This is a genomic window from Gordonia insulae, from assembly GCF_003855095.1.
GTDB classification, from domain to species: domain Bacteria; phylum Actinomycetota; class Actinomycetes; order Mycobacteriales; family Mycobacteriaceae; genus Gordonia; species Gordonia insulae.
Map to the genome: position 1 here is coordinate 3,358,263 of NZ_CP033972.1, position 12,581 is coordinate 3,370,843.

Consider the following 12,581-nt stretch of genomic DNA (forward strand, 5'->3'; position numbering starts at 1 on the left):
ACCCCGATGCAACTCCCCCACTCCACACACTCCGCCTACAGCAAGGGCTTCTACTCCGACAGCGGCCGCGACTTCGCGGTGCGATTGATGCTCGGCTACTGCAACTCCGGGGCCGCCGACGCCGGCGAGATCTTCGCCACCATCGACTCGCTCGGCAACGGACATGAGCGCGACTGGTTCGAGGCGTGGCACGGGCTGGGACGGCGACTGGTCGCCGAGGCAGACGCGAGTGCCACCGGCGGCCACCGGATCAGCGCCGCCTTCGGCCATCTCCGGGCCGCGACCTACCTGTCGGAGGCGTTCGACGCCCTCGACGGGATCTCCGACGACGCCGAACGCATGCCGATCTTCGCCGAACATCGCGCCGCCTGGGAGAAGTTCGTCGACAACGGGCCGTTCGTCGCCCAGCGCCTCTCGATCCCGTACGACGGCACGCAGCTGCCGGGCTGGTTCTTCTCACCGACCGACGCGGGTGACGCCCCTCGACCCACCCTGGTGATGGTGAACGGCAGCGACGGGTCGGTATCCGCCCAGTGGTCGTCCGCGGCGCACGGTGCGTTGCAGCGCGGCTATCGCGTGGTGATGTTCGACGGACCCGGCCAGCAGTCGATGCTGTTCGAGCACGGGATGCCGTTCCGTCACGATTGGGAAGCCGTGCTCACCCCGGTCACCGACGTCGTCCTCGGGCTGGCCGGCGTCGATGCCGACCGGCTCGCCGTCTACGGCATCAGCCAGGCCGGATACTGGGTTCCGCGGGCCATCGCCTTCGAACACCGTTATGCCGCAGCGATCGCCGACCCCGGTGTCGTCGACGTCGAGGCGTCCTGGCTGGCGAACATCCCGGGGCCGCTGAGCCGACGGCTGGCCGAGGGCAAGGACCACGACTTCGACCAGATGATGGAGATCGGGATGAAGGCGAGCAAGGCCACCAAACGGATGTGGGACTGGCGGGCCCGGCCCTACGGTCAGGACACCTACTCGGGCACGATGAAAGCCGTTGCGCAATACACACTCACGCCCGACGTCGCAGCGCTCATCCGCACCCCGATGCTCATCACCTCACCCGAGCACGAGCAGTTCTGGCCCGGTCAGTCCGAGCAGCTCGCAAAGTTGTCCGGCGGCACATCCACCGTCGTCGAGTTCACCGCCGCGGAGGGCGCGAGCTGGCACTGCCAGCCGATGGCCCGGGCACTCACCGATCAGCGCATGTTCGACTGGCTCGACGAACAATTCGTGTGAGACGGTCGCAGACCACGGCACCACTCAGCGGTAGGGCTGCCGCGCGGTTTCCGGGTCGCCGTAGGTGATCGCGCGTTCACGTCGCGAATCGGTGAGAAGTGTTGCACCCCAGTTCACCACGGTGCCCATCCGATTCCGGATGCCGGCCAGGAAGGCGATGTGGATGACACCCCACGCCACCCAGCCGACATATCCGGACAGGTTCATCTTCCCCGACTGGACGACGGCGTGACGCCGCGCGATGTAGGCGGCGTTGCCGAGGTCCCGATACCGGAACGGCGTCCGGTCGGTGCCGCCGGCGGCGAGGTGCGCGATCACCGCGCCCACATGCCGTCCGCCCTGCATGGCCACCTCGGCAACGCCGGGCAGGTCGTCGCGCGAACTCATGTCGCCGACGACCCAGATGTTCGGATGACCGGCGACGGACAGGTCGGCCTCCACCGGGATTCGACCGCCATGATCCTGCTCGACACCGAGCGCTCCTGCCAGGGCCTTCGCGAACGGCACGGCCTCCACCCCGGTCGTCCACAACACGGTGCGCGCCGGATATCGGATGACCTCGTGGGGTTCGGCCTTGGCGGTGGTCTCCACCTCGTCGCCGGTCACATCGGTCACGTGGACACCGAGATGTGTCTCCACGCCGAGTTCGTCGAGGATCTTCTGCGCGCGTCGCGACAGCACCTTGCTGAACGACGGCAACACCCGATCACCACCGTGCAGCAACAGAACCCGGGCCTCGCCCGGGTCGATGGTCCGGAACTCGTGATGCAGGGCGAGCGTCGCGAGCTCGCGGATCTGTCCGGCGAGCTCGACGCCGGTGGGCCCACCGCCGGCGACGGCGAAGGTCAGCCACGGCCGCCGCTGCGCCGCGTCGGGCAGCGACTCCGCCATCTCGAACGCCCCGATGATCTTGCGGCGGATGGCAAGTGCGTCGTCGAGAGTCTTCATCCCCGGCGCGTGTCGGGCGATGTCGTCGCGCCCGTGATACGCGGTGCGCATACCGGCGGCGACGACGAGATGGTCGTAGTCGATCGACATCGTCGAGCCGTCCGGACGGTCGACGGCGAGTGTCCGGGACGTCGGGTCGATCCCCTGGGCCTCGCCGAGCACCACCTGCGCGTTGCGCTGCCGCCGCAGGAGATGCCGGATGGGACTGGAGATCGCCCCCTCCGACAGCAGCCCGGTGGCACATTGGTAGAGCAGCGGTTGGAACAGGTGGCTGGTGCCGCGGTCGACCACGGTGACCCGGACGTCGGCCTTCTTCAGGCGCCGCGCCGCGTGCAGCCCGCCGAACCCCGAGCCGACGATCACGACATGTGGCCTACTGCTTTTCGCGCTGTGGGTGGGCACGGGTCGGATTCTTCCAGACCGGACGCGCCGACGGCGGGGAGTCAGCCCTTCCGTGTCACCGCATGGGTAGTCGCGGCGGTCGCCGCGGTCACCGCGAACACCGACGGCCACGCCCCGATCTTCTTCGCGAGCGGATGGGACGCACCGAACGCGCCGAGGTACCCGGTCAGCAGACCCGCCGCGACGACCGGACTCTGCCGGGCCCACTCCCGCGTGCACCAGGCGCCTGCGCCGGCGAGCACCACGCCGCCGAGTTCGCGGCGGCCCGTGTAGCGCGCGGCCGCGAAGCCGCCGACGAGACCGGCGGAGGAGACCAGAACCGTGGGGTTGACTCTCATGGCGGTCAGAATAGGCCCACAATATGGCCATGACCGAACCAGGTACCCCTGATCCGATCAGCCCGGCCGACCCCGCCGAGGTCGCTCCACAGATGGCGGTGAGTTTCCTCAAGGAACGGGTCTACGCGACCTTCACCGGCCTCGCGATCGTGCTCGTCATGTACCGCACCTACGACCATCTCACCGCCGCATACGCGGTCGAGATCCTGGTGCTCGGCGTCGTCGCGGTCGTACTCGCCGGGTTCGCCTCGGACGGGATCGCGCATCTCGCGGTGCATCAACAGTTCCCGCACGGCAAGGATCTGCGAATGCTGTTCCGGGTGGCGCTCAGCGGGCTCGGCACGCTGGTGATCCCGCTGATCCTCATCACGCTGGCGGGTATCGACGTCCTGGCCTTGGACACCGCACTGCTGATCGCGGGCTACGTCTACATCGCGACATTGGGTCTCATCGGCTGGCTCGCGGTGCGCAATGCGCGCATCACCTGGTGGCAGAAACTCGCGGCTCTGGTCACCCTCGCCCTGATCGGACTGATCGTCCTGGCGATCCAGGTGCTGGCGCACAGCCACTGACCACAGCCACCGACTGCTCAGACGACGACCGAACCCGCACGGTCGCGCACACCCGAGAAGTGCAGGTGTTCATCCGCGACGTCCCCGCGCAGCAACCGACGATCGGTGTAGTAGCTCATCGACATCACCCACGGCGCCTCCGGGCCCTGCTTGGGCAGCGTCTCCAGCGCACGCTGGACGTAACCCGCACCGAAGTCGAGCAGCGGGCGGGTCGGCATCGCCGGGTCGGCGACGGCCCACACACTGTCGTAGCCGTGGGCGTCCAGGTAGGTGAGGAGCTTGCAGAAGTACTCGCAGAGCAGGCCGATCTTCAGCGTCCACGACGCATTGGTGTAGCCGATGGCGAGCGCGAAGTTGGGTACCCCGGACAGCATCATGCCGCGATAGACGACGGTGTCGGGCATCGACACCGGCCGGCCGTCGACCGTCAGGTCGATCCCGCCGATGATCTTGATGTTCAGGCCGGTGGCGGTGACGATGATGTCGGCCTCGAGTTCCGCACCGCTCTCGAGCAGGATCCCCGTCTCGGTGAAGCTCGCGATGCGGTCGGTGACGATCGACGCCTTGCCCTTGCGCAGGGTGCGGAACAGATCGGAATCCGGTACCACGCACAGTCGCTGATCCCACGGGTTGTAGGGCGGATTGAAGTGCGTGTCCACCGGGTAGCCCTCCGGTAGCTGAGATGCGTTGATCTTGCGGATCATCCGCCGCGCGACGGACGGGAACCGTTGGCAGAGTTCGAACAGCAGGCGCTGCTGCGCGACATTCTTCTGCCGGGTCAGCGCGTATCCGCGCTTGTCACCGAGGATCTTCTTGAGGGCGTTGGCGATGGCGTCCTCGCGGGGCAACGGGATGATGTAGGTCGGCGTGCGCTGCAGCATCGTGACGTGCTCCGCGTCGTCGGCCATCGCCGGGAGCAGGGTCACCGCGGTCGCGCCGCTGCCGATCACCACCACGCGCTTGCCCGCGTAGTCCAGGTCCTCCGGCCAGTGCTGCGGGTGCACGATCTGGCCCTGAAACCGTTCGCGCCCTTCGAATTCCGGGGTGAAGCCCTCGTCGTAGTCGTAATAGCCCGAGCCGCAGAAGATCCAGCCCGCGCTGATCCGGGTCCGCTCACCGGTGTCGGTCCGGTCGATCTCGACGAGCCACCGCGCATCCTCGGACGACCACGCCGCGGACACCACCCGATGCTGATAGCGGATGTGGTCGGTCAGTCCGTTCTCGTCGATGGTCTCGTGCAGGTAGTCGAGGATGCGGGGTGCGTCGGCGATGGCCTGCTTGTCGGTCCACGGCTTGAACTCGTAGCCGAAGGTGTGCAGATCCGAGTCCGATCGGATACCGGGGTAGCGGAACAGGTCCCAGGTGCCACCCGCTGCCGCTCGGCCTTCGACGATGGTGAACGACTTCGCCGGGTGCTCGGTGGTCAGGTACCGGGCGGCGCCGATACCCGAGATCCCGGCGCCGACGATGAGGACGTCAACACGTTCGGTGGTGGTCGAAGTGGTCACCCGAAGCTCCTGTGGTCGATCGCGGTCGCAGCTGTCTCTACCAGCATGCGCACACACGCGCGTCGACGCCAGGGACAAAGTGCAACCACGAACGACCGCGCATGGTGCAGAATGTGCCCGTGACAGTCAGCCTGGTCGAGTGGCCTCGATCGTCGGCGCGTGTTCGTGAACTGCTGCGACGCGGCGCCGAGATCGCCTTGCAGCCGCCCGAGGAGTGGATCGAGGAGATGCACGCCGCCGCGTTGGGCGGGGTGCGGATGACGACGGTCGCCGACGATCCGGTGCTGGCCGAGGGCACTCGCCGAACCAATCTGGCAAACATGCTGCACTGGGCGGCGGCCAACATCCACGATCCCGGCGCACGGGTGTCGGTGAATCTGACCGGCGAAGTGCTCGACACCGCCCGCGACCTCGTGCGCCGTGGCCTCGGCGAGTCCTCGCTGGACTCGTACCGCACCGCGCAGAGCGTCGCGTGGCGGAGGTGGATGGACATCTGCTTCGGCCTCACCGACGACCCCGCGGAGCTCCGCGAACTGCTCGAACTGTCGTCGTTGTCGATCTCGACGTTCATCGACGACACGGTGTCGGCGATGTCGGCGCGCATGGAGGCCGAGCGGGCCGACCTGACGCGGGGCACGCACGCCGAACGGCGCCAGACGGTCGCCCTGCTCCTCGAGGGCGCGCCGATCCCGACGGGGCGGGCGGAGTCCCAACTCGGCCATCGGCTGAGTGGGCCGCACACCGCCGCGGTCATCTGGAGCGACGCCGGCGCCGATGCCGCACGCGAACTCGAGGCCGTCGCGGACACGGTGACCAAGGCGACCGAGGGCCGCGATCGCCTCACCGTGGTCGCCAGCGCCGCCACCCTGTGGATCTGGCTGCCGACCGCGACCGCGCCGCCGATCCGCCGGCTGCCCGAGCACACCGGTGTGCGGGTGGCGTTCGGGCGGCCGGGTCACGGCCTCGACGGCTTCCGCCGCAGCCACTTCCAGGCGCTGGCCACCCAACGCCTGATGGCGCAGCTGGCCTCCCCGCAGCAGGTGGCCGGGCACGAGGACGTCCGGCTCGTGTCGCTCCTGACGAGCGACCCGACGGCGACCGACGAGTTCCTCGCCGACACCCTCGGCGACCTCGGCACCGCCGACGTCGACACCATCGAGACCGTCCGCACCTGGATTGCCGAGCAGTGCAACACCTCCCGCACCGCCGAGCGGCTGTATGCCCACCGCAACACCGTCATCCGACGACTCGCCCGCGCCGACGAACTACTCCCCCGCCCCGTCGCCGCCAACCTGGTCGACGTGGCCGCCGCACTGGAGATCCTGCGCTGGCGCCCCCACGACCACTGACACCCCGCCTGAACACAATGAGCACAACCTTGAAGCGCGCCCGTCGGAGCTCGATGATCGAGGCACATCCGACGAAAGGTGTCGCCCATGCCCGAACGACGCGAGGACGCCGGGATCGCGCCCACCCGTGTCCGTCCCGACTGGTCGGTCGCACGGAGTTGGCTGCTCCTGCCGGGAACTCCGGACGGCGAGAACATCTTCGACGACGCGATCGCCTCGGATGTCGACGTTGTGGTCCTCGACCTCGAGGACGGGCTGCCCGACGCGGAGACCGCACGTGGACGCGCCACGGTCCGCCGGTGGCTCTCCGGCACCGGGCACGCATGGGTACGGATCGCCGACACCAGGACACCGGCATGGGCCGACGACCTCGCCGCAGTCGCGACCGCGCCGGGTCTCGGCGGTGTGATCCTCGCGAAAACCGAGTCGCCGGAGGATGTCCGGGCGACGGCGCGACGCCTTCCGGACGGGATGCCGATCGTCGCACTGATCGAGTCCGCGCTCGGGATCGAGAGAGCGTCGGAGATCGCCGGTGAACCGGCCTGTGCGCGAATGGCCTTCGGCGTCGGCGACTTCCGACGCGACACCGGGATGTCGGCCGATCCGATGGCGCTCGCCTACCCGAGAAGCCGGCTCGTCGTGGCGAGTCGCGCCGCGGCGATCGCCGCGCCCATCGACGGTCCGACGCTGCGATCGGACACGCGCCACCTCACCCGGGATACCGAGATCGCCAAGTCGATGGGCATGGGCGGGCGACTCTGTCTCGATACCGGGCATGCGGCGACCATCAACAATCTCCTCAGCCCGTCCACCGACGAGATAGATTCCGCACGAACGGTTCTCGCCACCCTCGGCGGAAGCGGCGGCGTCTACGACGGCAGTTCACGGCCCACGATGGCCCGCGCCGAGGACACACTGACACTCGCCCGCCGACTCGGACTCCTCGGGGACTCCTGACGCCGACGAGTCCCGCGTTCAGTCCGTTCGGCCGAGCCAGTCCTCGGCCGCGAAGTCCTGCGCGACGTGACCGGAGACGACGGTCTCGGCGAGCGCCTCGCCGATGACCGGCGCATGTTTGAAGAGGTTGTGCCCGGCGAGCGCGACGACCGGTCCCAGCTGCCAGATCGCGACGCCGTCGTCGCCCCACGGCAGGCTGGTCACCCAGCAGTGCACGATGCCCGTCGGCGTGGGGTCGAGCCCGGGTAGCGCGGTCGACACATACGCGACCGCGGCATCGGCCGACTCGGCGAGCCGTTGGCCGTCGTAGATGGCGCCGTCGTCGTGGGCATCGACGCTGTCCGACAGTCCGAGACCGTACCCGGAGCGATCCGGGTAGGCGGCCGCATAGATGCCCGTCGCGCCGAACACCCCGCTGCCGTCCTGCAGGGTCGGCAGCCGGTCGATGGGCTCGCGCAGCCCGAAGGACACCCGGACGTGCGCACCGAGTCGCACCGGCAACGACAATCCGAGCCCCCGGACCAGCGCGGGCGTGCCGCGGCCTGCGCAGATCACCACCGTGCCGTGCTCACCGAGGGTTGTCGGTGTCCGGACCGCAGCTCCCGCGCCGGTACGGTGCACCGTGATCACCTGCTCGGTGACCGTGCGGTCGGCGAAACGCTCGGCCAGCACGTCGATCGCGGCCCTCGTGTGGATGGAGCCACCGCCCGGGTCCAGCATGGCCGCACCCTCGTATCCGGCGAGCACCGGCAGCAACTCGCGCACAGCTGCCGGATCCAGCTCTTCGGCCGCGACGCCGGTGTCCCGCAGCAGTGCCAGGCGGCGCGGTACCGACGGGCCGAGCGCGACCGCACCGTCCTCGGACACCAGTTGCGTGCCGAACTCGTCGGACCACGCGCGCCAGCGCTCACGTGCCCGCACCGCGAGGCGGATGAGCCGGGGATCGTCGTGCGCGTGCCGGAAGATCCTCGATTGGCCCGCCGACTGCCCGCGACCGGGCACGCCCGCTTCGTAGATGGTTACCGAAAGGCCTTGTTCAGCAAGGTGATAGGCAGTCGAGAGGCCGATGATCCCGGCTCCGATGACACCGACGTCGGACGTGACGGACATGCCCCGACGCTACGCCTCGCGGTAGACCTGCGGCCGCGACGTTGACGTTTACCGCACGCACGGAGCGGGTAGGCAGTGCAGACGAGGTCCGACATGAACGGATGATTCGACACGAACGCATGAGAGGATTCGAACCCATGCCCGACGAACTCAACGGCATCACCGTCGCCTTCCTGGTCGCGCCGGAGGGCACCGAGCAGGTCGAACTCACCGAGCCGTGGAAAGCCGTCGAGGCCACCGGTGGTACTCCGAAGCTCGTCTCCACCGCAGGCGGGACCATCCAGGCGTTCCGTCACCTCGACAGGGCAGACACCTTTCCCGTCGACGTGACCACCGACAGCGCGGAGGTCGGTGACTTCGACGCCCTCGTGCTGCCCGGTGGCGTCGCCAACCCGGATTTCCTCCGCACGGTGGACAGCGCCGTCGCCCTGGTACAGGGCTTCTTCGAGGCGGGTAAACCGGTCGCCGCGATCTGCCATGCCCCGTGGACGCTGGTGGAGGCGGACGTGATCGGCGGCCGCACCCTCACCTCGTATCCGAGCGTGCAGACCGACATCCGCAATGCCGGCGCGACCTGGGTCGACGACGAGGTCGTGGTGGACCGCGAAGGACCGAACACCCTGATCACCAGCCGTAACCCCGACGACCTACCGATCTTCAACGCGACCTTGGTCACCGAGTTCGCGAAGGCGCGCGCCTAGCCGCACGGCCCGCGCTCACCCGTCCTGTGCGTCCAACTTCGCCGCGACATCCGCGGGGAACCCACCGGTCGCGAGCGGACCCCAGCGGGTCGGCGTGACGCGGATGAGCGATTTGCCCTGCACCCGCATCGCGGCCCGGTAGTCGTCCCAGTCGGGGTGCTCGCCGGAGATGCTGCGGAAGTAGTCGACGAGCGCGTCTTCCGCCTCGGGCATGTCGAGCACCTCGGCGTCGCCGTCGACCTGCACCCACGCGCCGTTCCACTCGTCGGACAGGACACACACGCTCACGACCGGCGTATGCCGCACGTTGGCCGCCTTGGCCCGCCCCGGGTAGGTGGAGATGACGATTCGTCCTTCGCCGTCGACGCCTCCGGTCACCGGTGACAGTTGCGGACTCCCGTTGGATCGAACCGTGCTCAGGATCATGTGGTGGCGCGGGCGGATGAAGTCGAGCAGCGCGGAGAGGTCGACGGAATCAGCGGTTGCAACGGTTCTGGCCATGGTGTCGACCCTACGCGCGGAGTCCGCCCGTCAGAGCTTGAAGCGCCCCGCGAATCCCCGCAGGGGCATGTCGGCGCTGGTGAGGATGCCCGGTCGCGCCGCAACCACGGATCTGATGGAGTTCAGCGCGGGCAGGCCGGTCACCGTCATGCCGATCGATGCGAACGCCGACGGGTCGGAGAGGTCGACGCCCGCCTTCGGGAAGATCATGTGTTTGCTGTAGATCGACGGATCGCCGGTCACCTGGGTGATGTAGCAGCCCTTGATGTCCCAGGACGGATCCGTGTACGGGGTCATCTGCCATTCGAGGTGCGATTCGACGCGTGCGACACCGTCGACCATGCCCTGGTACTTGATGTAGCTGCCGCCCAGCGATCCCTGCGGCAGGCTGTACCAGCCGAGGTCGATGTCCTTGGTGCACGCACCGAGCTCGTAGCTGAACGTCACCTCGTCGAGTGCCAGGTCGAAACAGTCGGCCATCAGGTACACCGAATCCGCGAAGACCTCGGTGTACTTGCGCAACGAGTCCGGGATCGTGGGATCGTCGACCGGACGCCCGTATCCGACGGCCTGCCACGTGTCCACCGAGTGGTGGCACGAGACGTCGACCGACTCGGTGACGGTGACGTTCTCGATGTCGGCGACATCCATCGATCCGACGATGCCGAGCACCTGGCACGCCCCCGGATTCATACCGGTCCCGTAGAACGTGGAACCGCCTCTCTGGCAGGCCTCTTCGATGATGTCGGTGGTCTTGCGCCCACTAGGGTGCGGATGGTTGGTGTTGCGATGGAAACCGGTGATCCAATCGGCGGTGGTGACGATGTCGATGCCGGCCTCGAGCACCCGCACATAGAGGTCCTCGTCGGGGAACACACCGTGGAAGGTGAGCACGTCGGGCTTGGCGGCGATGATCTCCTCGACCGTCCCGGTGGCGGTGACCCCGACGGGTTCGATCCCGACGATCTCGCCGGCGTCGCGGCCGATCTTGTCCGTTGTGTAACAGTGCAATCCGACCAGTTCGAGATCGGGGTGGCTCCGGATGCGCCCGATCATCTCCGTGCCCAGGTTTCCGGTTGCCACCTGGAACACGCGGATCGTGTCGGGAGTACTCATCTGGTCAAGCCTTCCTGTCGTGATGTGGCCGCAGCGAGAACAGCGCCGCTCTCGGGTCGTACGGGATCGGGGCCGGCCGGCCCGCCGTCGGGATAGAACTGCCTGGCCCACTCGCGCAGCGCGGTGAACCCTTGATACTCCTTGCGCGACAACGCCGGCGGGTCCGAGTAACGCTGATGCGACCAGATGTGGACATCGGCGGCGAACTGCTCGATGACGAAGTCGGCCATCGTCTTGCCGTACACGGTCATCGGGCCGTCCTCCTCACCCGCCTTGCGGCCGATCCACACGGTGAATCGGACATCCGAGGTGTACTCGTCGACCGGGGTCACCGCCGGCATGGTGCGGTTGTCGACCATCCCCCAACTCTTGGTGACCGAACACCCGAGTCCGGCATTGATCGATTCGACTCCGCTGGTGGCGTTCTCGAGCGTCGCCCCCTCGTCGAATGCGATCGTGAAATCGACATGGGAGACCGGCCCGGAGAAGTCGTGGCGGGTGAACTCCGGCATGAACGGCGTCTTGTGCACAAAGGTGAAGTGGGCGAAATCGACCCCGTTCTCCATCACGTACTGCGGATGCATCTCGAGGTCTCGGCGGAACAGCGTCGCGTCGGGCACCGGCGGGTAGTAGTCGGCGGCGGTCCGTCCGTCGCCGAAGTCCGCGAAGATGTCCGGCACGTCGAAGTACGGTTCGCCCCCGTCGACGTCGTACCAGATCCACACCGCCTCGTTGCGCTCGACGACGGGGTAACTGCGAATCCGGCGGCCCTTGTTCGGGCGTTTCTCGTAGGGGATGCATACGTTGCGCCCCTCGGCGTTCCATTCCCATCCGTGGAAGGGACACACGAGATTCTCGCCCTCGACATGTCCCCCGTAGCCGAGATGCGCGCCGAGGTGTTCGCAGTAGGCGTCGAACACCGACACCACGCCGGACGCCGACCGCCAGGCCACCATCTCGGTGCCGAAGTACTTCATCGTGTGCACGTCGCGCTCGGTGATCTCAGCCGACCAGGCGACCTGGAACCAGCCTGTCGGCTCCATGGACAGGGGCGGTTTCGCCATTCGTACGTCCTCCCGCGCAGTCGGGTTGTGGGGCTGTCGAAATGATAGTGGGTTCTGCGAAAGAATGACAGGGGGTTCTACGAAAACCGGTCGACCACGACTAGGATCGGCGGACATGACCACCGGAGCGGGCGTCAGCGGCCGACGCACCAATCGCCGGGGCAATGCCACCCGGGAGGCAATACTCGACGCCGCACTGACCTCGCTCGCGTCGGGCGGGCCCGGGTCGGTCTCCGCGAATCGCATCGCCAAGGACATCGGCGCCACCTGGGGAACGATCAAGTATCAGTTCGGCGATGTCGACGGGCTCTGGACGGCAGTGCTCCGGCGTACGGCAGAACGTCGCGGCGAACTGCCCTACCGCGAGAACAACACGATGCCGCTGCCCCGGCGCGTCGCGGAGATCGTGGAGATGCTGTTCGTCGGCCTGACGACGTCGGTCGACGCGCGCGCCATCGAGAATCTGCGGGCCGCCCTGCCTCGCGACCACGCCGAGCTCGAACGCCTCTACCCGAACACAGCCGCCGAGCTGGCCTCGTGGAAGGAGAGCTGGGCGCGGGCCTGCCAGAAGGCGTTCGCCGACCTCGACGTCGACCCGATCCGCGTGCGCGAGGTCGCCGCCTTCATTCCGGGCGCGTTGCGGGGCATGGTCTCCGAAGCGCAGCTCGGCACGTACTCCGACCTCGACGAGGCCCGCCGCGGACTCACCAACTCCATCGTCGCCTACCTCGGCGCGCCGCGCGATCAGTGATCGAAAAGTGCCCGTCCCCATCGGT

Annotated in this window: 13 protein-coding genes; 6 read left to right on the top strand and 7 right to left on the bottom strand. The window is 68.0% G+C overall.

Features of this window, described 5'->3' with window-relative positions:
- The first annotated feature begins 6 nt into the window (after positions 1-6).
- On the top strand, positions 7-1,239 hold the full coding sequence (locus D7316_RS15240; protein ID WP_124708992.1) for an alpha/beta hydrolase family protein: 1,233 nt from the start codon (positions 7-9) through the stop codon (positions 1,237-1,239).
- 24 nt (positions 1,240-1,263) lie between these two features.
- Here D7316_RS15240 and D7316_RS15245 read toward each other — a convergent pair whose 3' ends face one another.
- Both D7316_RS15245 and D7316_RS15250 read right to left on the bottom strand, forming a co-directional pair.
- On the bottom strand, positions 1,264-2,589 hold the full coding sequence (locus tag D7316_RS15245; RefSeq protein WP_124708993.1) for an NAD(P)/FAD-dependent oxidoreductase: 1,326 nt from the start codon (positions 2,587-2,589) through the stop codon (positions 1,264-1,266).
- Positions 2,590-2,630: 41 nt separating this feature from the next.
- The gene (locus tag D7316_RS15250; protein ID WP_124708994.1) at positions 2,631-2,927 is read right to left on the bottom strand and encodes a hypothetical protein; all 297 of its coding nucleotides are present in this window, start codon (positions 2,925-2,927) and stop codon (positions 2,631-2,633) included.
- A gap of 29 nt (positions 2,928-2,956) precedes the next feature.
- Between D7316_RS15250 and D7316_RS15255 the strand changes: the two genes are divergently transcribed.
- Positions 2,957-3,499 (top strand): hypothetical protein, encoded by a 543-nt coding sequence (locus tag D7316_RS15255; RefSeq protein WP_124708995.1) that lies wholly within the window; start codon positions 2,957-2,959, stop codon positions 3,497-3,499.
- A 17-nt stretch (positions 3,500-3,516) separates the two neighbouring features.
- On the opposite strand, the gene D7316_RS15260 is transcribed toward D7316_RS15255, so the two are convergent.
- Positions 3,517-5,007, bottom strand: coding sequence for a flavin-containing monooxygenase (locus D7316_RS15260; RefSeq protein WP_124708996.1), 1,491 nt, complete (start codon positions 5,005-5,007; stop codon positions 3,517-3,519).
- A gap of 119 nt (positions 5,008-5,126) precedes the next feature.
- Between D7316_RS15260 and D7316_RS15265 the strand changes: the two genes are divergently transcribed.
- Both D7316_RS15265 and D7316_RS15270 read left to right on the top strand, forming a co-directional pair.
- Positions 5,127-6,356 (top strand): PucR family transcriptional regulator, encoded by a 1,230-nt coding sequence (locus D7316_RS15265; protein ID WP_232016926.1) that lies wholly within the window; start codon positions 5,127-5,129, stop codon positions 6,354-6,356.
- A gap of 87 nt (positions 6,357-6,443) precedes the next feature.
- Positions 6,444-7,313, top strand: a complete 870-nt coding sequence (locus D7316_RS15270) for an HpcH/HpaI aldolase/citrate lyase family protein (protein WP_124708998.1) — start codon at positions 6,444-6,446, stop codon at positions 7,311-7,313.
- Between the two features lie 18 nt (positions 7,314-7,331).
- Here D7316_RS15270 and D7316_RS15275 read toward each other — a convergent pair whose 3' ends face one another.
- Positions 7,332-8,423: an NAD(P)/FAD-dependent oxidoreductase gene (locus tag D7316_RS15275; RefSeq protein ID WP_124708999.1), complete on the bottom strand. Its 1,092-nt coding sequence runs from the start codon at positions 8,421-8,423 to the stop codon at positions 7,332-7,334.
- 137 nt (positions 8,424-8,560) lie between these two features.
- Between D7316_RS15275 and D7316_RS15280 the strand changes: the two genes are divergently transcribed.
- The gene (locus D7316_RS15280) at positions 8,561-9,124 is read left to right on the top strand and encodes a type 1 glutamine amidotransferase domain-containing protein (protein WP_124709000.1); all 564 of its coding nucleotides are present in this window, start codon (positions 8,561-8,563) and stop codon (positions 9,122-9,124) included.
- Between the two features lie 15 nt (positions 9,125-9,139).
- On the opposite strand, the gene D7316_RS15285 is transcribed toward D7316_RS15280, so the two are convergent.
- From D7316_RS15285 to D7316_RS15295, 3 genes are read right to left on the bottom strand one after another with little or no spacing between them, the layout of a single operon-like run.
- Positions 9,140-9,625: a PPOX class F420-dependent oxidoreductase gene (locus D7316_RS15285; protein WP_124709001.1), complete on the bottom strand. Its 486-nt coding sequence runs from the start codon at positions 9,623-9,625 to the stop codon at positions 9,140-9,142.
- 30 nt (positions 9,626-9,655) lie between these two features.
- Positions 9,656-10,741 (bottom strand): NAD(P)H-dependent amine dehydrogenase family protein, encoded by a 1,086-nt coding sequence (locus tag D7316_RS15290; protein WP_124709002.1) that lies wholly within the window; start codon positions 10,739-10,741, stop codon positions 9,656-9,658.
- A complete protein-coding gene (locus tag D7316_RS15295) occupies positions 10,738-11,805 on the bottom strand; it encodes a Rieske 2Fe-2S domain-containing protein (protein WP_124709003.1) in 1,068 nt (355 codons plus the stop codon). The genes D7316_RS15290 and D7316_RS15295 overlap by 4 nt, the downstream gene beginning before the upstream one ends.
- A gap of 115 nt (positions 11,806-11,920) precedes the next feature.
- Between D7316_RS15295 and D7316_RS15300 the strand changes: the two genes are divergently transcribed.
- The gene (locus tag D7316_RS15300) at positions 11,921-12,556 is read left to right on the top strand and encodes a TetR/AcrR family transcriptional regulator (RefSeq protein ID WP_124709004.1); all 636 of its coding nucleotides are present in this window, start codon (positions 11,921-11,923) and stop codon (positions 12,554-12,556) included.
- The last annotated feature ends 25 nt before the right edge of the window (positions 12,557-12,581 follow it).